Below are 19611 nucleotides of genomic sequence, written 5' to 3' on the forward strand. Positions count from 1 at the left end.
GAGACCCGAATGAGCGCGCTCACCCCGATCCGTTTTTCCGCCTTTGATCCCAAATCCCTGGCCGATGTCGAAGGTCATCTGGCTGTGGTGGTCACGCCCGAGGGCACAATGGATCAGGCCGCCCGCAGTGCCAATCGGCTGACCAAGGGCGCGCTTGCCCGACTGATCGCCTCCGAGGCCTTTGCCAAAGCCAAGACCGGGCAGGTGATTACGCTCGCCTGGCCGGCCGGTCTTGCGGTCGAGGCGCTGCATGTCGTTGTCCTGCCGCGTCGCCTCACGCCGATCGAGGCCCGCAAGGCCGGGGCGAAACTTGCCGAGGCAAAAGGGCGCAAGCCGCTGGTTGTGAAGGCGGGGAATATGGCGCGCGCCGCGGATCTGGCGCTCGGTCTCGCGCTGCGCAGCTACAGCTTTGATGCACATAAATCCGCCGAGACCGAAAAGGCGGGCACCATCACGATTGGTCACAACAAGCCTGAAGAGATGGAGGCTGCCTTTGCGCCGCTCCTCGCGGTGGCCGAGGGCGTGCATATGACCCGTGATCTGGTCAGCGAGCCTGCAAACATCCTCACAACAACCGAGTTTGCCAACCGCCTCGAAGAGATGACCGCGCTTGGTCTCGAGGTCGAAGTCCTTGAGGAAGCCGAACTCGAAAAGCTTGGCATGCGCACGCTGCTCTGCGTGGGGCAGGGGTCTGCCAGCCCGTCCAAAGTGGTCGTAATGAAATGGAACGGCGCCGATGATAAAGAGGCCGCGCCTCTGGCCTTGGTCGGGAAGGGCGTGGTCTTTGACACCGGTGGCATCTCGTTGAAACCCGCCGCGGGCATGGAAGACATGACCATGGATATGGGCGGGGCCGGCGTTGTTGCTGGCACAATGCGCACGCTTGCGCTGCGCAAGGCCAAGGCCAATGTGGTGGGGCTTGTGGGGCTTGTTGAGAACATGCCCTCAAGCACCGCCATCCGCCCCGGTGACGTGGTTAAATCCATGAAGGGCGATACCGTCGAGATCATCAATACCGATGCCGAAGGGCGACTGGTGCTCTGTGATGTGCTCTGGTACGCGCAAGAGCGTTTCAAGCCCGCCGGGGTGATCGATCTGGCGACTCTGACAGGCGCAATCATCATTGGCCTTGGCCATGAAAACGCAGGCGTTTTCTCAAATGACGATGCGCTCTGTGGAGCCTTCCTCAAGGCCGCCGACGCCGAAGGAGAAGGGGCTTGGCGCCTACCGCTCGGTCAAGCCTATGACGATCAGTTGAAATCCAATGTGGCGGATATGAAAAACGTTGGTGGTCGTCCGGCGGGGTCAATCACTGCGGCGCAGTTTCTCCAGCGTTTCATCAAGGAAGGCACGCCCTGGATTCATCTCGATATTGCAGGTGTGGCCTCGGTCAAGGCCGCAACGGACTATGCGCCCAAAGGGGCGACCGGCTGGGGCGTGATGGCACTCAACCGGCTGGTGCAAGATCAGTTCGAGGCCGAGTAACGCGCAATGGGGGCCGCCTATTTCTACCATCTGACGCGCAAGCCCTTGCAGGAAACGCTTCCCGTGCTTCTTGACAAGGCGCGCGGCGCGGGCTGGCGAATTGCCGTGCGCGGCCGCGATCCCGAGCGGCTGGCGTGGCTCGATGATACGCTTTGGCTTGCGGGGGATGCGTCCTTTCTGCCCCACGGCATTGCAGGAGGCCCCCATGATGCGCTGCAACCGATCCTGCTCACCACTGCGTCGGAGGCTGCTAATGGTGCCGATTGCGTGATGTCCGTGGATGGTGCTGAGGTGCAGCCAGACGAGGTGGACGCGCTGGAGCGGGTCTGCATCCTCTTTGATGGCACAGACCCCGAGGCCGTGCAGCATGCGCGCGGGCAATGGAAAACCCTCACTGCGGCAGGTTGCTTGGCGCAGTATTGGTCCGAGGAAAGCGGTCGCTGGGAAAAAAAGGCTGAAAGCGGAGGCTGAGGGGCGCTGCCCCTCTTGGCCTGCGGCCAATTCACCCCGGGATACTTGGCGTTAGAAGAACGCAAGATCCGCGGCGCAGAAGGATTTCGTTAACCAAGATCTGTCCTGATATATGTGCGGTACAGGCTGGGAAGCCGATGGCCGCGTTAGGAGAAGGCCTGCTGCAGCGGCGCGCGGCGTCTGTGCAGCAGGTTTTGCTTCTTCTAACGCAAAATATCCCCGCCGGAGGCACGCGCCCCAAGGCGCGTTCTCAACGGGTCAGGATCAGCTCATTGTTGCGAATTTCAAACCCTGAGAACCGCTGAAGATATCCCATGCCCAGGAGAGACTGCGCCAACGCGCCCTCGTTGACCCAGGCCGACACATCACGATCCGTGATCGGCCCCAAGGCAACGGTATCGAGAGTCACGCGCGCGGTGCGTACTTCGCCATTTGCAGTCATGGCGCGTCCAAAGTAGCTGAGCGCACTGGGATCTATGCCGAGGCGCTCCGCGGTGTCGGCATTGAGCACCATATCGCTGGCACCCGTATCGACCAGGAATTGAACCGGCTGATCATTGACCTGCAAAGTGAGGTAATAGTGACCATCGCTGGCACGGGGGACGCGGATCTGGCCGTCCTCCGAAAGAACTGCCTGCTGCGGGACTACGGTCGTTCGGATGTCATCCCAAAGCCCATAAGCCGCAATCACGCCCAGAAAGATCAGGGCCCATATCATGAGTTGCTGGGCGGTTTTCCCAAGGCTCTGGCGGTTTTGCACAAAGACCCAGGAGCCCACCACCAGTAGCAGCAGCACCAGATAGATCAGCTGGCCAATATCGTCTGAATTCATGGATCAACATCCTCCGTCACAAGGAGGTAGGTGCGGGCGCCGGCTCTGTCTAGCTGGCAAACCCAAAAGCGCTCAGCCCGTCGAGGACAAATTGCACAGAGAGTGCCGCGAGAAGCATCCCCAAAAGGCGTGTCGCGACATTGATACCCACGGGGCCGAGCAGGCGTTCCAGTGCGCCGGAGATGGAAAACATCCCAAGCATCAATGCGATGACCGCAACAACGATGGCCATGACCGAGGCAAACCCTTCGATACCGGGGTGCTGCCCGGTCAGAAGGATCACTGTCGCAATGGAGCCGGGTCCCGCGATCAGCGGAATCGCCATTGGAAAGACCGAAGGGTCATCCTCGGGCGCAATCTCGTCGCCCTGGTGCTGACGACGGGCCGTGCGGCGTTCAAAGAGCATGTCGAGCGCGGTCAGGAACAACAGGATACCACCCGCCACACGGAAGGCCGGCATGGAGATGCCGATAAAGCCCAGAACGCTTTCGCCAAAGAGCGCAAAAACCGCAAGGATGCCAATACCAGTGATCGAGGCGCGAATGGCAATGGCGCGGCGCTGCTTGCTGGTCATGCCTTGGGTCAGGGCCAGGAACACCGGCATCAATCCAATCGGGTCGATGATCACAAATAGCGTCACAAAAGAGGTAATCAGAAACGCGGTATCAATCATTAGGTTTCTGCCAGCTCCAGTTTTTCCAGCGCGTCCATCCAGATCGCTTCCGCGCGCTCCAAGGCCTCGATGCACTCGGCATGCTTTTTCTGCCAAACTTCGATGTCGGCCTGTTTGCCACTTTCATAGAGGGCAGGGTCCGCGAGCTTGGCATCCAGTTTTTCGCGCATTTCGCTGAGTTTTTCCACCCGCGCCTCGGATTTTCGCACTTCCGAGCGCAGCGCAAGGAGCTGATCGCGACTGGCGCGTTTGGGTTTCTCAGTGCGTTTCTCGGCTGCACTTGCAGCCACAGTTGCGGCCTTGGCGGCGGGTTTGTCGCGCGCCAGAAGCATCTCGCGATAGCTGTCGAGATCGCCGTCATAGGGTTTGACGGTTCCCTCCGAGACCAGCCACAGACGATCGGCCACCATGCTCAGAAGATGCATGTCATGGCTCACAAGGATGACCGCGCCGCTATAGGCGGTCAGTGCCTCGACCAATGCTTCGCGGCTTTCGATGTCGAGGTGGTTCGTCGGCTCGTCGAGGATCAGCATATGCGGCGCATCAAGGGTCGCAAGCAGGAGGCTCAGGCGGGCCTTCTGCCCTCCCGACAGACGCTTTACCTCTACTTCTGCCTGCTGGGCGCCCAGGCCAAAGCCTGCAAGGCGCGCGCGCCATTTTGCGGGCGGCTCGTCAGGGCGCAGGCGGCGCAGATGGTCCAGCGGGGTCTCATTGATATAAAGCTCATCCACCTGATGCTGCGCAAAATAGCCGATCCTGAGCTTTGAAGAGCGCACCATTTTGCCCGCCATCAAAGGCAGCCGGTCCGAGAGCAGCTTGGAGAGCGTGGATTTGCCCTGACCGTTCTTGCCCAACAGCGCGATCCGGTCGTCCTGATCAATCCGCAGGTTCAGACGCCGCAAGATCTCCACATCGCCGTAGCCGGTGATCCCGCCTTCGATCTGGATGATCGGCGGCGACATCTCCTCAGGTTCGGGAAAGCTGAAGGCGCGTAGCGCCGCTTCTTGCGGGGTCGAGATCGGCTTCATCTTCTCGATCATTTTCAGGCGCGATTGGGCCTGCTTGGCCTTGGAGGCCTTGGCGCGGAAGCGATCCACAAAACTCTGAAGATGCGCGCGGCGGTTTTCCTGTTTTTGCGCTTCGGACTGCGCCACGGCGATGCGGGCGGCGCGGGTCTCGGCAAAAGTGTCGTAAGGCCCCTGATAGAGCGTGAGCTTGCGATCCTCGAGGTGCAGGATGGCGCTCACCGCGCGATTAAGAAGCCCGCGGTCGTGGGAGACGATCAGAACCGTGTGCGGATAGCGCGCGATATAGCTTTCAAGCCAGAGCGCACCTTCGAGATCAAGGTAGTTCGTCGGCTCATCGAGGAGCAGCAGGTCGGGCTGCGCAAACAGCACTGCCGCAAGCGCCACCCGCATGCGCCAGCCGCCCGAAAAGTCAGAACAGGGACGCAGCTGATCCTGATCGTCAAAGCCAAGCCCCTTGAGGATCGAAGCGGCGCGGGCCTCAGCAGACCATGCATCAATATCCACCAGACGGGTCTGGATCTCGGCGATCCGGGTGCCATCCGTTGCGGTGTCGGCCTCCGCCATCAGCGCGGCACGTTCGGTATCTGCGGCCAGCACCGTGTCGATCAGCGACACCTCCGAGGAGGGCACTTCCTGCGCAACGCCGCCAATCCGCGCCTTGGAGGGCAGGGTGATTGTTCCGCCTTCCAGCGCCAGTTCGCCTCGGATCAGGCGGAATAGCGTGGACTTGCCAGTGCCATTGCGTCCGACAACGCCAACCTTGTGACCGGTTGGAATGCTGGCAGAGGCCTCCTCCATAAGGGGGCGGCCTTCGACGGAATAAGTGATGTTTTCGATCCTGAGCATGGCGTCTCTCATGTCGAAAGGCATCGAGAGGGTCAATCACTATCCTATCTTTGCAGGTCCTTTGTCAGCCCGGATGTCTTGCGCGCCATGGGGCGGGTATTCCCGCCTTGGCGATCCGCGCGCGCGTGTTAGGCTCGGGGATATTTGAGGCGCGCTCCCCCGTGGCGGGACTGAAGGGCGCGAGTTTGCGGAAAATGCGTTTTTTGAGGAATGAGTGATGCGACGACTGGTCATTTGCTGTGATGGTACCTGGAACACCCCGGATCAGCACCGGGGCGGTGTGCGCACGCCTACCAATGTGGCCAAGCTCCACTCTTTGATTGCCAAAACCGGTGGCGGCGCGGGGGCTGAGATTGCGCAGATCAGCTACTACCGGCGCGGGGTCGGCACCTCCGGGGGGCTGTTTCGTCGTCTGTTGGGAGGCGCCATTGGGCTGAAGCTCGAAGATGACATCATGAGCGCCTATAAATTCCTCGCCGAGACCTATGAACCCGGCGATGAGATCTTTCTCTTTGGGTTCAGCCGGGGCGCTTACACGGTGCGCAGCCTTGCGGGCATGGTTTCTGCGGTTGGACTGGCCGATCTGCGACCGGCGCATCTGTCGCCCTATGTAGAACCCTGGGATGTGGTGAAGCGGTTGATGCGCAGCTATGCCGCGCGCAAAGCCCAAGGCGATGCGGGCGGCACCACGTCACCGGACACACGCCCCGCTGCCGTGAGGTTCCACTCCGATCGCTCCGAGGTCGGATTTCGCTTTATCGGGGTCTGGGACACGGTTGGCGCGCTGGGCATCCCGGACGACAAGGGCGTCTTGCGGCTGCTTCTGGGCGATCTGATGCGGCACGAGTTCAGTAACACGACGCTTGGGGCCAATGTGGCCTGCGCCCGCCACGCGCTGGCGATGGATGAGCGACGCAAGGATTTTACTCCGACCCTTTGGACACGCTGGGCTGCGGGGCAGGATGTGGAGCAGCGCTGGTTTCCCGGCGTCCACGCCGATGTCGGCGGCAGCTACGAGGACAGCGGCCTCGGCGACCTGACGCTTGACTGGATGCTGCGCGAAGCACAGGCGCAGGGGTTGGCGCTGCGCGAGATCGCGCCCGGCCATCTGCGCCCGGATGCCTACGGGCGGCGCCATACATCCTATCTGGGGTGGTTCCGCCTGCGTCCGACCCGCCCGCGCGCTGTGCCAGAGGTGTCGGCTGCGGGTGCAGAGGTCTTTGACTGGACCAGTCGCACCTGTTTTGACGCCTCGGTGCTGCAGCGCCAGCGCATGCCACCCCCGGGCGAGACAACATATTGGCCTACCAATGTGCTGCTGAAAGGGCAGAGCGCGACCACTATCGCCGCGGCACGCAGGCGTTGGAACCCCACGGGGATCTATCTGGAACGTGGCGGCTGTTACCGGGTGGTGGCGCGTGGGAGCTGGCAGGACGCGGCAATCGAGGCCACGGCAAATGGCGCAGGTCCCGGGCTTGCCATTGGCAAGATCGGCTATGCGCTGGCGGCGCTCCCGGAGGCGTTGCGCCGGATCATTCGCAAACGCAAAGGCTTTGCCACCGCAGACGTGGCGTTTTCACGCCGTGTCGAAGCTGCGCCCTGGTTTGCGTTGATTGGAGCGATTGCCAATGGGCAGGTTCGTGAGGGCAGCGGCGATGAAATTGCCGATCATGAATATCACCGCCTCGGAGAAGAGGCCGCCATGATCGTGCGGCAGAGTGGCTATCTCTATCTTTTTGCGAATGACGCCTGGCAGATGTACGGTAATAACGCGGGTGTCCTGAAGGTCGAGATCACGCGGCTTTCGTGAGGGGGCGGGGGCGCGAATGCGCGGAGTTGCGCCCCTTGTGTCTGACCCGAGGGCGTTGTTTAACACATGCAGTACTCAAGGCTTGCGCCACGTGCGGATGCCGCAGAGGGCCAAGAGAACGGAGTGTCCCATGCTGCGCCCAGCTCAGACCCCGCCGATGTTGATGACATTGGTCTTTGGCACCGCGTTGTCGGTGCTCTCGCTCAATATGTTCCTGCCCTCTCTGCCCGGCATCGCACAGGAGTTCGGCGTGGACTACGGGCTCGCGAACCTTGCGATTGCCGGCTATCTGACGATTTCCGCGGGGCTGCAGCTCATTATGGGGCCGATGTCCGATCTCTACGGGCGCCGGAGGGTGATGCTCCTGTGCTGCGCGCTCTTTGTGCTCGCCTCCGTGGGCTGCGCGCTGGCCAGCAACATCTGGGTGTTTCTCGGCTTTCGCTTGCTGCAGGGCGCGATCATCAGCGGGCAGGTGATTGCACGTGCCGTGATCCGCGACATGTACCCACCAAGCGAGGCGGCCAGCAAACTCGGCTACATGAGCATGATCATGGCGCTGGCGCCGATGACAGGGCCGATGATTGGGGGCGCGCTTGATATGGCGTTTGGCTGGCGCGCAGGGTTCTGGCTCTATTCCGGGCTTGGGCTGCTGGTGCTCTGGCTCACCTGGGGCGACATGGGAGAGACCAACACCAAGCGCGCGGCGACCTTCCGCGCGCAGATGCGGCTTTATCCACGTTTGTTCAGCTCGCGCCGCTTCTGGGGGTATTCGGCCTGCGTCGCCTTCTCGATCGGCGGATTCTATTCCTTTGTGACCGGGGCGCCAATGGTCGCGGCGGCGTGGTTTGATCTGAGCCCGGCCATGGTGGGCCTTGGGATCGGAATTATCACCTGCGGTTTTATGGTTGGCAATTTTGTCACCGGCCAGCTGGCACAGCGCCTGCGTTTGCTGACGCTTATCCTGATCGGCCGGGGGGTGGCCTGTCTTGGGCCGGCGGTGGGTCTTGGGCTGTTCTTCATGGGGCAGGGGAGCGAACTGGTGTTCTTTGGGTCCGCCATCTGCGTGGGCTTCGGCAACGGGCTGACGATCGCAAATGCCAGTGCCGGGCTGATGTCGGTGCGCCCCGAGCTTGCCGGGAGTGCCGCAGGGCTTTCGGGGGCGCTGAGCGTGGCGCTGGGCGCACTCCTCACGGCTGTCACAGGTGTGGCCGTTGAACCCGAAACCGCGCCGTTTGCAGTGCTCGGCATCATGTTGAGCGCAAGCGTGCTGGCGCTTGTGTCTGCACTCTATGTGTTGGTTGTGGACCTGCAGGATCCGCTGGAACCCGCGCATGGGTAATCTTCATCTGGCTTTCGGAGCTGCAGTGCGCACAAGGCTCTTCCCAAGGGCGGGCTGTCGTGCTAGGCGGCGCCAGATCGTTGCGGCACCCTGGTTTCGGGTGCCGTGACACCTAATCGACCTTAGTATTTCTCAAGGAGATCGCCCGATGGCACTGGAACGCACCTTTTCGATCATCAAGCCCGATGCAACCCGCCGCAACCTGACTGGCGCAATCAACGCCAAGTTCGAAGAAGCAGGCCTGCGCATCGTTGCTCAGAAGCGCATCCACATGACCAAGGCACAGGCCGGTAAATTCTACGCCGTGCACGCCGAGCGTCCCTTCTATGACGAACTGTGCGAATTCATGTCCTCCGCTCCGGTTGTGGTTCAGGTTCTCGAAGGCGAAGGCGCCATCGCAAAGAACCGCGAAATCATGGGTGCAACCAACCCCGCTGACGCAGCTCCCGGCACCATCCGTGCCGAGTTCGCAGAATCCGTGGGTGAGAACTCCGTGCACGGCTCCGACGCACCGGAAACCGCAGCAGAAGAAATCGCCTACTTCTTCTCCGGTCTCGAACTGGTTGGCTAAGTGCTGTGTCGTCGCAGCTGCGACGACGGGCAGGGGCCTCGAGGGGGCCAGCTGAAAATCAAAAACCGCCACGCTGCATGCGTGGCGGTTTTCTTTTGAGAGGGGCCGGGCGCGGTATCAGTCTGTGCGTCGCTCGATCACACCGATCTCGTTCAAGATCGCATCCAGCGCGGACCGGTCGCTGTCAAAGTTCTGCGCCTTCAGCGCATCAAAGCGCTTGCGCAGGACCTTCTTCTCTTCGCCCTTGCAATCGTTCCAGGGCCGCCCCTGAAGCGCCATCACCAAAACATAGTAGCCGATGAAATGCGGTTTGCTGCCGGATTGAAGCAGTTTGCCGTAGGCCGCGTCCGCCCCGAGGGCGCGCAGCTCCTCGGCGGAATGGATGCCCGCGCGGGTGCAGGCGGTCTCATAGGCGGGGCCGAGGTTTTTAATCGAGGAAACAGGTGTGCTCATGCGGCGAGTTTAATCTTTGCTGTTGGCGACGTCAGCAGAAGATCCGCACGCAGCCCCTCTTTTTAAGGGCGGATATGGCACGGGCAGCCTGTTGATTCTCTCAATCATGGTAAATGATTCCAGCGCGTTAGCCGTTTTATGGTTAACCGGCGTTAGCATTTTTTACACGAAACAATGTTACCTGAAGAAACGGTGATTTTGTAACCCTCGGCGTCGGTGTGTCCTATCCCTTAGGTGGGACCCTATCCTTTGGCGAGCGGTGCAACACCCGATGGATAGGACGTGCGGCAATGAAAGTTCGAATAGATTTGTGCACAACGGAATACAATCAGTTAGAGGTTCAAATGTTGCACCCCATTATCCTCGCAGGAGGCGTCACACAGACCAGCGAATGGTCCACCGGGGTGTGCCATCTGGCACTTGAATCCGCACCCGGTGTTCCCAGCAGATTTGAGAGCGTGCTCGATGCGATATCCGGCGATGTGTTTGCTGACCCGGTGGTTGTGACCACCCGGGACAACATGTCCCTGGTCGAGCGCCAGATCGCAGCGCGTCCGGCGGCCCTGATCGTCGAGCCGGAGACCCACAAGCCAGCCGCCGCCCTCCTGAGCGCCGTCCTCTCGCTGCGCCACATGCCCGGTGCACTTGTGGTGGTTGCGCCTGCATCCGCAAACCTCGCCGATACACGCAATCTCGACAAGGCCCTGTGCAATGCCATCCCCGCAGCACAACGCGGCGAGATCGTGATGTTTGGTCAGCGCACCACCCGCGCCTATGGCGGCTTTGGGATCATGGAGGTGGTTACGCAACCGCATGAAAACGCGCCCGTCGCCGTCAGCCGGGTGCTCGCCTCAGGGCGAAAGGTGACGCTGTCTCATCTTCTCCATGGCAATCACCAGCTCTGGGGCACCGGGCTCTATGTGGCACGTGTCGATGTCTTGCTTGCCGCTTTCAAATCCCATGCAAGCCGCCTGTTCCTGCCGGTGAAGAACGCGCTTTTGCGGGCCGGGACGGTGGACCGCACCACCTTGTTGGACCGGGCCACTTATCGACGTGTAAAGGCGATTACCTTTGAAAAGGCCGTTGCCGAAAAGATTGAGAACATCTGCGCTATTCAGCTCGATCCGACCTGGAGCGCGCTGGAAGAGTGGGATCAGGACGCCGCCGCCGACAGCGCTGTTGCGCAATGGGACGAAGATCTGGCGCAAGAACGTGCGGGTGTCCTGAACGCGCGCGCCGCCGCGCCATTCCCGCATTCGGCAGACATGATGGCGGTTTATGCCAGCCTGTCGAAAATCTCGGCGGAGGATGCCCTGTCGGCTCATGCTACCGAATATGACTGGGGCCGTCTCGAAAGCCTCGCCATGGGGCCGGGGTTCACGCTGCAGCGCATGTCGATCGCTCCGGGTGCGACCCTTGATCTGAACGCCGCGCCCGGCGGGGCGGAACATTGGATCGTCGCGCAAGGCTCGGTGCTGATTACGATTGGCGATCATGTGCGCCTTGTCTGGGAAGGTCATAGCGCCCGTATTCCAGCTGGCCGCTCCCGCCGGATCGAGAATCCGGGTTCAGGCACGCTGGTTCTGGTTCAGCTGCAGGTCATGCCCCTCTCTGCAACAGGGCAACCTCAGAGCGCCGCAAGTTTTTCGCCCGCCGGTGTTGCCTGATCCGATCGCGCCCCCCGCGCGCTGCATCCGAGGCTGACGGTCTGTCTGACAGGCTTTGTGGTCAGACCGTCCAACCGAACCCTCGTCTGTGACAATGTCGGTGCGCTCGGAATTGGCCTGCTTTTTACGGCTACCCAGCCGAAGATGGTTCGGGGGTGAGAGGGCGAGGTCGTTGTTTCACCCAAACACGTTTGGCCGCTGCAGCTGTCTCTCCTTGAAACTCCCCCAGAGGCTGACCCTCATATCTGGCTACTCTTGAACGTGAGTGCGCGCACTGCGGCGAAGGAGCCGGACGATCCACGCGGACTTTGGCGTTCTGCACGGCTCCCCTTGGGAGGTTTTCCCAAGATGCGATGCGCGTTTGGATGGGGACTATCCTATGCGCGGCTACCTCTCAGTAGGGCGTACCCGGAAGCTGCGCCACATGAATAAGCTCGGTCTGATTGAATCAGATCGCGTGGTGCCAGCCCGGAGGAAGCAATCCCCCAGACCTCTACGCGCGCCGACGCGCATATGGTTGTGCATAGTGAACCATCGACCGGTGCGCGGCGCGTATTGGTGTGACATGCTGCATCCGTTGCCCATCACAGAGCCCGCCTTTGCCCAACAGAGGGCCCGCGCGACACAGCGAGGTAAAGCTGATCCGCTGAGCGGATGCTGAGACGCGACCGCTGGTTGGCGGTAGCGAGGTCAAGTTTTCAAAAGACGAATAGGGAGTGCGGTTTGACCGCCTCGCCAAAGAGGTTGCGCGGGGTTAGAACAACCCTGCTTCTTTGGCGGTCATTGCGGCCTGCGTGCGGTTCTTTGCGTCGAGCTTGCGGCAGAGCGTGCGCACATGCAGCTTGATCGTCACCTCTTGAAGGTTGAGATCGCGCGCGATTTCCTTGTTGGATTGCCCGCGACAGAGCCCACTCAGAACTTCGACCTCGCGGGGGCTGAGTTGGGCCAGGAGCGGATGCTCCGGGGCGGAGGCCTCTTCGCGCATCAATTCGACCGGCACATAGATTTCGCCCGCGCTCATGAAACGCACCGCATTCAAAAGCGACTGCGCGCCCATGGTCTTGGGGATGAAACCGATGGCACCGGCGTCCAAAGCATCCTGTGCGGTGCGCGTCGGTGCGCTGCCCGAGAGGATTGCAACGCCACGCCCGCCATTGGCCTTCAGCGCACGCTGAAGTCCATCGAGCCCGTTCATGCCCGGCATATTGTAGTCCAGAAGCACCAGGTCAAAGGGACCGTTGTCTTCAAGTTCCTTCATGGCGCGAGGCAGATCAGTGGTCGCAGTGATTTGCGCGCCGCCCTCGGAAGCGAGATAGGCAGAAATCGTATCGCGCACCATATCGTGATCGTCGGCGAGAAGAATACGCATATTGATATTAAACCCGTTTACACTGTTCATTCACGATCCTACCTCCTGAAACCTTTATATTCTATCAACTTTTAGACCGTTTTCGCGACCGCGCCACAGACCGCCTGCGTGAAATACGCAATTTGCGTTGGGTTTATGGCGTCCAGCGGTTGAATTGAGCCGGCTCCAAAATGGTTGACCAATGGCAATTACATAAAACCCTGTCCGTGCGCCCAAGTCACGGGCACAGACGATTTACCGAACGTATACGAAAGTCTAGCAGACTATACACAGGTGCTCATGCTCTTCGATGTCAGATGTGGCATGGTCTTGCCGAGCCCATCTTCGGGCAACACTATTTTGGAGGTAAGTCGTGAGATCACTGTTGGTAGCCATGCTGGCGCTTATTGCATCGATCGGGAGCGTCTCCGCCTCCGAGGGTGAGGTTGTACTGACGCTGAAAAATGCAGATCAGGTCCATGAATTTACGGTCGAAGACCTGCGCAGCATCGGCGAGCGCGAAATCGTGACCACGACGATCTGGAGCGAAGGTGAACAGAGCTTTGTCGGCGTCTCGCTGGATCGTCTCCTGGCTGAAACCGGCGTCGAGGGCCAGACACTCGAAGCCGCGGCGGTCAACGACTACGCAGTGGAAATTCCGACGTCGGATGCGCAGCCTGGCGGGCCAATCATTGCCTATATGCGCAACGGTAACCTCATGTCCCTGCGTGACAAGGGGCCGCTTTGGGTGATCTATCCCTACGACAGCGACGTGGCCTTTCGCACCGAAGAGGTCTACTCTCGCAGTATCTGGCAGTTGAACAGGATAACGGTGAAGTAACGCGCCTTGCGGCGGGCCCATACTGCAGGAGGACTCCAGCGCTTGGTGCGACAGAAGATACCGATTATGCATCGCTGGGTTATTTCCGCAGCCGCCGTGGTTCTTATACTGCTGGCGGCTCAGGCCTATCGTTTGGGAAGCGATGTTCAGTCGCGGATCGAAGCTCTGTCGAGCGCCGCAACCGACAACCTTCAGTGGACTTTGTCACAGGCCGAGGTCGACTATCTGAAATATCGCTCCGCCGCGATGGTGGTGGAAGATCGCAGCGATCTTCCACGCCTTCGACGCCAGTTCGATATCTATTACAGCCGCATCGCGACTTTTCGCGAAAGTGCGCTTTATTCGGAAGTGCGCGCCACCCCTGAAGGCAGTGAAACGCTCGGGCGGCTGCAACAGGGATTGCAGAGACAAGCGGCACTTATTGACGCATCTGACGAGGTTCTGCTCTCCGAGAAAGACAATTTGCTGCAGCTGATTGCCGTCGATGGCAATGATGTGCGCGATCTCGCGCTTTTTGGCGTGGCGCTACAGGCCGAGACGGCGGGCGCGGAGCGGGTTTTGCTGCACACATTGTTCACCCGTCTTGCGATTGTGGTTCTGGCGCTTCTTGGGACGCTTGCGCTCACTGCTCTGGTGATCCTGCGCCTGTTCCGGCGGGGGCAGCGGCTTTCGATGCTGCAGGCGCAGGAGGCCGCCCGCACAGAGGCGATGGTCACATCTTCCCTCGATGCGATCCTGATGGCGGATGCGGAGGGTCGCATCACCGCCATCAACGGCGCCGCTGAGGAGATTTTCGGCTACAGCGAAGAGGAGGCGATCGGGATGAATTTCGACTCGCTGATCCTGCAATCGCCCGAAGGTGCCGAGGCTGGCGATCTTGACAATATTCTGAACGAGAACGATGGCCGGTTCCAGATGACCGCCCAGAGGAAGACCGGCGATGTGATCCCGGTCGAAGTCTCATTGACGGTGAGCAAATCTGATGGAAATCAGGTGCTTGTCAGCTATGTGCGCGACATTTCCCATCGCCTCCAAGCCGAGGAAGAACTGCGCCGGGCACGCGATGACGCGCTTGCAGGAGAACAGGCCAAAGATCGCCTTCTGACGGTGATGAGCCACGAGATGCGCACGCCGCTCACGGGTATCCTTGGCTCGCTTGATGTGCTCGAGGGGCTGACGCCGAGCGCAGAGCAACAGCGATACCTGCAGGCCATGCGGGTGTCGGGCGAGCTGCTGTTGCATCACGTCAATGACGTCTTGCAGCTTTCGCGACTCGAATCCGGCGCCGAGGCGGACGCGCCCATTCGCTTTGATCTCGACGAACTTGTGCGTGGCATCGGGGAGAGCCAGCAGGCCAATGCGGCCCGCAACAACAATGACTTAAGTGTATTCTGCAGCCTTGGCGCCGAAACCGGGGTCGAGGGGCATTGTCGTTATGTGCAGCAGGTCCTGCTCAATCTCATCGGAAACGCGCTGAAGTTCACCCAGGATGGCGCTGTTTCGGTGGATGTGATGCGTACCGAAGGCGACCTGGTGGAATTCAGTGTCGCAGATACCGGGAAAGGCATCGCAGCCGAGGATCTGGAACGCATCTTCGACGAATTCACCATGGTAGACCCCAATTACAATCGCGGCTGCGAGGGTACCGGTCTGGGGCTGGCGATTTCACGCCGGTTGGCCCGGTTGATGGGGGGAGAGATCACCTGCGAAAGCGAACCGGGCGAGGGCAGCCTGTTTAGTTTCACCATTCCCCTGCCGCCCGTCGCTCTGGAACAGGGCAAGCCGGTGTTTGCCGCCGATGCTCCAACCCGCCAGCAGCGCCTTCTAGTGATCGAAGATAACGATATCAACCGGTTGCTTCTCGAGACCATGTTGAACGACATGGGACATGAGGTGGTTTCCGTCAACGGCGGCGCGCGCGCTATCGAGGAAATTCGCACCCACCGCTTTGATCTGATCATCTCGGACATCAGCATGCCGGATATCGACGGTATGGAAGTCTTGCGCCGCGTCCGTGCAGAGCAACTCGCAAATGATACCGACATTGTTGCCCTGACCGCTCATGCCGCGCGTGACGATCACGAACGCATCCTCGCCGCTGGCTTTGCAGAGGTGTTGACCAAGCCCATAGATCGCGCGGCGCTGGCCGAGATGGTGCTGCGGCGGTCCGCGGCCGATGCTGCGGCGCCCATTCCTGCGCAATATCCGGGAGAGTCTGACATTTCTCAATTCGTCGCGGCCGTGGGGCCGGAGAAAGCGCGCCATTTTCTCGCAGAGTTTCGCGATGATGTCCGCGCTTTGCGTGAGGCCCTGACCCAGAGCGTTGAATTGACCGATCAGCACCGTAAGGAAGCTCATCGCCTCGCAGGGTCTGCCGCGGTGCTGGGGCTTGCGACGCTGCGCAGCTCGATGCTCGAGATTGAGCAGGCGAATACCAATGCTTTGCCCGAGTTGGCACCTCTGCAAGATGCCTGGGGCAACGCTGAAAAAGTCCTCGCGATCCATGTGGCATCCTGACCGGGGCTTCACCAAAGTGCACGTCCCCCCTCAGGTTGGCCAAGGGTATCACGGCAAGCTGCGCCGCTGTCCGGAGCTGCGCCGCTGTCCCGAAAAGGCTGTTCCCTTCTCAACCTTTCTACCGACGCGCATGAGACGGGGGGGCGGCGTGCGCGAAAGACAATGCTCAAGGGAGAGCATTACAACCGAAAGCATAAAAAGATCGATTTCAGGGCGGTTTCCGCCGTAGGGTCATCTTAACTTTTAAATAGGAATATAATACTTACCTTACGTGATTTGCTGTGGGCGATGTTTGGCCCAATGATAGGAATGAACACGAATGTCGAAATCGCACGCTGTCGTTCACTCCGCTTTGGCTGATGAAGCCAGCCAACATAACAACACCTTGTCCTGGTTTGACATTACGCCTGCCGATCAAGAGCGGGTACGATCGCTTGCCCCCATCGCGGACCACGTTGGCGAGGAGATCATTGCAGATTTCTATGCGCATATTCTGCGGTTTGAGGACGCGGCCCAACAATTTGCGGACGACACGCAAATCGAGCGTGTAAAACGCGGCCAAAAGAAATATTTTCAAGAGCTGATCAACGCCGAGCTTGACGAGTCCTATGCCGAGGAACGCAAGCGGATCGGTGGCATTCACGAACGTGCAGGTATCACGCCCACGCTCTATGTTGGCTCTTACGCCTACTACCTGCAACGACTGAGCCAGTCTATTCTCGAGAACGGGAAGGAGGATCCGCACAAGCTCTTTGGCCTTGTGCTCTCGATGATGAAGATTGCTCATTACGACATGGCGCTCGCCCTGGAAACCTACGTCGAGGCGCGCGAAAAGACGATTGAAATCCACGAGCGGCAGATGCGCGAGCTGCCCACGCCGGTTCTGGAACTGCGCGAGGGCCTGCTGCTGGTGCCCGTTGTTGGTGCGCTGGACAGTCATCGCGCCAGAACGTTGACGATGCAACTGTTGGATGGGATTCGGGATACACGAAGTCGCGCGGTGGTGCTCGACATTACAGGTGCCGTTTCCATCGACAGCAGCGTTGCAAACCATCTGTTTCAGGCCATGACAGCAGCGCGGCTCATGGGCGCAAAGTCCATCCTCGCCGGGATCTCTCCGACTGTTGCGCAAGAGTTGTTTCGGATCGGCGTTGATACCAAGACCTTTACCACAGCCAGAAACCTGCAGCAGGGGATCGAGCTCGCGGCCTCCGCGCTTGAGGCGCATTCCAAGCACTCGGTCTAATCAGTCGGTTTTCATGTCACCCCCGTCGTCTGAGCGCACGCCCCTTGCGGCCTATTGACGGCCTCGCTTGCCTTGATCCATCGCACCTTGCATGGCTGGCGTCTCGCGCCCAAAGCGCAGCTGGCTTGCCGCTCACCCTTCACTCTGGCGACAATCTGTGCAAATTAAGCCTTCGATTCATGGCTATGATGTTTTGGGCAAGGACGTCGTCTCCCGATCCCGCACCAGAGAGCCGCGTGCCTCGCGGCATTTGGCGTTCATAGCGAGATGCGCGGCAATCACACGGCTAGAGGCGCTAGGAAAACCTGGATGAGCACTGGTACTCTTTCAAAAGCAGACCTTTGGCGCGCGGCACGGTTGTCGGTTGCGCCGATGATGGATTGGACCACACGGGAGTGCCGCTATCTGCATCGGCTGCTCTCGCGGGAGACCCTGCTCTACACCGAAATGGTGACGGCGCCGGCACTGGTGCGGGGGGGGGCTTTGCATCTGCTCGATCACGACCCAAGCGAACATCCGGTTGCGTTGCAGCTTGGCGGCTCCGACCCCAAGGAACTGGCAGAGGCCGCGCGGCTCGGGGCCGAGGCGGGCTATGATGAGATCAACCTCAACTGCGGCTGCCCGAGCGACCGGGTGCAATCTGGCGCTTTTGGGGCTGTCTTGATGCAGACGCCCGAACTGGTGGCCGACTGTGTGGCCGCGATGGCCGAGGCGGTCTCTGTCGAGGTGACCGTGAAATGCCGCATCGGCGTGGACGATCAAACCCCCGAGGAGATCTTGCCAGACTTTCTCGACAAGATTCGCGCGGCGGGGGGCAAGCGGGTGACAATTCATGCCCGCAAAGCCTGGTTGCAAGGGCTTTCACCCAAGGAAAATCGCGACATCCCGCCGCTGGATTACGAGCTTGTGCACGCGATGAAGGCGGCCTTTGCCGATATGCATATCTCGCTCAATGGCGGCATCACCTCGCTTGATGAAGCCCAAGCGCAGCTTGAACGCGGGCTGGATGGGGTGATGGTTGGACGTGCCGCCTATCACCAGCCCGCCGATGTGCTCTGTGCTGCAGATCCGCGGATCTACGGCACCGGGACGGCGAGCGATCCGGTCGAGGTGGTGCGACAAATGCTGCCCTATATCGAACAGCAGATGCAATCGGGATCGCGGCTTCATCAGATCACGCGCCATATGCTTGGGCTTTTTGCCGGTCGCCCGGGGGCGCGGCAATGGCGGCGTCACCTCTCCGAAGGCGCAAACCGAACCGGCGCGGGCCCAGAACTTGTCGAAGAGGCCCTCTCCCTCGTGTTGGCGCGGGCGGCCTGAGGCAGATGTCGGCAACCGAGGCTTACCTGCAAAAGGGCTGGCTGCGTTTTGCAGCAGAAGAGAGCATCAGAGATTGGGCTGCCCGCGCACAGCGCTGTGCTGAGACGGCAACTGCAGACCCGGCCCATGCGAAGTGGCTGGATTGCGAAGGCACCTGGTTCATCGGTGTTGATGCCTTGCCGAACGATCCGGACGGACGCTTACCGTCCGGTCCGCCTCTCGCGGGGGCAGCGCTCGACTTCATTCGAGCACATTTTGGCGAAATCCCCGCCCTTCACAGGGGGCAGCTTTCGGTGATCTATCCGGGTTACCCCCGACCACGACGCGGCGAGAGCGACGCGGCCTTTGGCTACCGCTGCAAACGGGATGGCGCGCATGTGGACGGCATCAAGATATATGGCACCGCGCGCCGGCGACGGGTCGAAGAACCGCACGCTTGGGTTCTCGGTCTGCCGCTGAACAAAACCAGCAAGGACGCCGCGCCGCTGGTGGTTTGGGAGGGGAGCCATTTGATCATGCGCGAGGCCTTTCGCCAGGCGTTTGAGGGGATCGCTCTCGAGGACTGGGCCCATGTCGATATCACCGACATCTACACTGCAGCGCGGCGCGAGGTGTTTGAAACCTGCAAACGTGTTGAGGTTCATGCAAACCCCGGCGAAGCTTACCTCATGCACCGTCTCTGCCTGCATGGGGTCGCGCCTTGGGCCGATGGGGCCTCGGCCACGGATGGGGCAGGGCGGATGATCGCCTATTTCCGCCCCGAAATGCCGAACTGGCAGGCCCATTGGTTGAGCGACCTTTAGGCGCGGGCGCACACGCGCCCAGTCGCAGGCTCTGCCTGCATACCGCAACAGAATTGCTGATCGCAGCGCCCAGCTTTTTCTAACGCAAAAATATCCCCGCCGGAGGCCGCGGGCGCAAGCCCGCTCAGGATTTGCTCTGCAAGCGAGCGGCGCGCCCGCCACGGCGTGCCTTGGGGGCCGCAGTGCGAGTCGGCAAGGCCGCCATGATTTCTGCACGCTCCGCCGGACTCATCTTGGACCAGCGGGTGATTTCGTCAATGGAACGGGCGCAGCCGGTGCAGAGCCGCGTCTGCGGCTGAATAACACAGAGTTTGATGCAAGGGCTCTCGATTTCCTGCCGCTTCCAGACGTCATCGGTCAT

At 60.6% G+C, this 19611-nt stretch carries 17 protein-coding genes; 11 read left to right on the top strand and 6 right to left on the bottom strand.

Translation table 11 applies throughout. The features are described from left to right. The first annotated feature begins 9 nt into the window (after window positions 1–9). A complete protein-coding gene (locus tag ACZ1HH_RS04655; RefSeq protein ID WP_472635995.1) occupies window positions 10–1485 on the top strand; it encodes a leucyl aminopeptidase in 1476 nt (491 codons plus the stop codon). Between the two features lie 6 nt (window positions 1486–1491). Beyond that, the gene (locus ACZ1HH_RS04660; protein ID WP_416368207.1) at window positions 1492–1956 is read left to right on the top strand and encodes a DNA polymerase III subunit chi; all 465 of its coding nucleotides are present in this window, start codon (window positions 1492–1494) and stop codon (window positions 1954–1956) included. A gap of 250 nt (window positions 1957–2206) precedes the next feature. Here the strand turns inward: ACZ1HH_RS04660 and ACZ1HH_RS04665 are convergent, their stop codons facing one another. From ACZ1HH_RS04665 to ACZ1HH_RS04675, 3 genes are read right to left on the bottom strand one after another with little or no spacing between them, the layout of a single operon-like run. Next, the gene (locus ACZ1HH_RS04665) at window positions 2207–2788 is read right to left on the bottom strand and encodes a retropepsin-like aspartic protease family protein (RefSeq protein WP_472635996.1); all 582 of its coding nucleotides are present in this window, start codon (window positions 2786–2788) and stop codon (window positions 2207–2209) included. A gap of 49 nt (window positions 2789–2837) precedes the next feature. Then, window positions 2838–3461: a MarC family protein gene (locus ACZ1HH_RS04670; protein ID WP_011538296.1), complete on the bottom strand. Its 624-nt coding sequence runs from the start codon at window positions 3459–3461 to the stop codon at window positions 2838–2840. Continuing rightward, window positions 3461–5335, bottom strand: a complete 1875-nt coding sequence (locus ACZ1HH_RS04675; protein ID WP_472635997.1) for an ABC-F family ATP-binding cassette domain-containing protein — start codon at window positions 5333–5335, stop codon at window positions 3461–3463. The genes ACZ1HH_RS04670 and ACZ1HH_RS04675 overlap by 1 nt, the downstream gene beginning before the upstream one ends. A gap of 217 nt (window positions 5336–5552) precedes the next feature. On the opposite strand from ACZ1HH_RS04675, the gene ACZ1HH_RS04680 reads away from it, so the two are divergent. The 3 genes from ACZ1HH_RS04680 to ndk all read left to right on the top strand — a co-directional run bounded on the left by ACZ1HH_RS04680 (window position 5553) and on the right by ndk (window position 9055). Beyond that, window positions 5553–7145 carry a T6SS phospholipase effector Tle1-like catalytic domain-containing protein gene (locus ACZ1HH_RS04680; protein WP_472635998.1) on the top strand — a complete coding sequence of 531 codons (1593 nt, stop codon included), beginning with the start codon at window positions 5553–5555 and terminating at the stop codon, window positions 7143–7145. A gap of 130 nt (window positions 7146–7275) precedes the next feature. Next, window positions 7276–8484 (top strand): multidrug effflux MFS transporter, encoded by a 1209-nt coding sequence (locus ACZ1HH_RS04685; RefSeq protein ID WP_472635999.1) that lies wholly within the window; start codon window positions 7276–7278, stop codon window positions 8482–8484. Window positions 8485–8632: 148 nt separating this feature from the next. After that, the gene (ndk, locus tag ACZ1HH_RS04690) at window positions 8633–9055 is read left to right on the top strand and encodes a nucleoside-diphosphate kinase (RefSeq protein ID WP_011538300.1); all 423 of its coding nucleotides are present in this window, start codon (window positions 8633–8635) and stop codon (window positions 9053–9055) included. A gap of 117 nt (window positions 9056–9172) precedes the next feature. Here ndk and ACZ1HH_RS04695 read toward each other — a convergent pair whose 3' ends face one another. Beyond that, entirely contained in the window at window positions 9173–9508 is a 336-nt protein-coding gene (locus tag ACZ1HH_RS04695) for a TfoX/Sxy family protein (protein ID WP_416368210.1), read from the bottom strand. Between the two features lie 344 nt (window positions 9509–9852). Here ACZ1HH_RS04695 and ACZ1HH_RS04700 point away from each other — a divergent pair, with 344 nt between their 5' ends. Beyond that, window positions 9853–11175, top strand: coding sequence for a glycosyltransferase family protein (locus ACZ1HH_RS04700; protein ID WP_472636000.1), 1323 nt, complete (start codon window positions 9853–9855; stop codon window positions 11173–11175). Between the two features lie 754 nt (window positions 11176–11929). On the opposite strand, the gene ACZ1HH_RS04705 is transcribed toward ACZ1HH_RS04700, so the two are convergent. Continuing rightward, window positions 11930–12544 carry a response regulator gene (locus ACZ1HH_RS04705; RefSeq protein WP_044027064.1) on the bottom strand — a complete coding sequence of 205 codons (615 nt, stop codon included), beginning with the start codon at window positions 12542–12544 and terminating at the stop codon, window positions 11930–11932. 352 nt (window positions 12545–12896) lie between these two features. On the opposite strand from ACZ1HH_RS04705, the gene ACZ1HH_RS04710 reads away from it, so the two are divergent. The 5 genes from ACZ1HH_RS04710 to ACZ1HH_RS04730 all read left to right on the top strand — a co-directional run bounded on the left by ACZ1HH_RS04710 (window position 12897) and on the right by ACZ1HH_RS04730 (window position 19250). Then, on the top strand, window positions 12897–13364 hold the full coding sequence (locus ACZ1HH_RS04710; RefSeq protein WP_011538304.1) for a putative pterin-binding protein: 468 nt from the start codon (window positions 12897–12899) through the stop codon (window positions 13362–13364). Window positions 13365–13430: 66 nt separating this feature from the next. Next, window positions 13431–15881 carry an ATP-binding protein gene (locus ACZ1HH_RS04715; protein ID WP_487320405.1) on the top strand — a complete coding sequence of 817 codons (2451 nt, stop codon included), beginning with the start codon at window positions 13431–13433 and terminating at the stop codon, window positions 15879–15881. A 319-nt stretch (window positions 15882–16200) separates the two neighbouring features. Beyond that, window positions 16201–17127: a protoglobin domain-containing protein gene (locus tag ACZ1HH_RS04720; protein ID WP_011538306.1), complete on the top strand. Its 927-nt coding sequence runs from the start codon at window positions 16201–16203 to the stop codon at window positions 17125–17127. Window positions 17128–17436: 309 nt separating this feature from the next. Further along, window positions 17437–18447, top strand: a complete 1011-nt coding sequence (gene dusA / locus ACZ1HH_RS04725) for a tRNA dihydrouridine(20/20a) synthase DusA (protein WP_487320406.1) — start codon at window positions 17437–17439, stop codon at window positions 18445–18447. Window positions 18448–18452: 5 nt separating this feature from the next. Next, on the top strand, window positions 18453–19250 hold the full coding sequence (locus ACZ1HH_RS04730; protein WP_472636003.1) for a hypothetical protein: 798 nt from the start codon (window positions 18453–18455) through the stop codon (window positions 19248–19250). Window positions 19251–19374: 124 nt separating this feature from the next. Here ACZ1HH_RS04730 and ACZ1HH_RS04735 read toward each other — a convergent pair whose 3' ends face one another. Beyond that, on the bottom strand, window positions 19375–19611 hold the full coding sequence (locus tag ACZ1HH_RS04735; RefSeq protein WP_011538309.1) for a DUF1289 domain-containing protein: 237 nt from the start codon (window positions 19609–19611) through the stop codon (window positions 19375–19377).

Source organism: Epibacterium sp. HA2-3 (assembly GCF_055693725.2).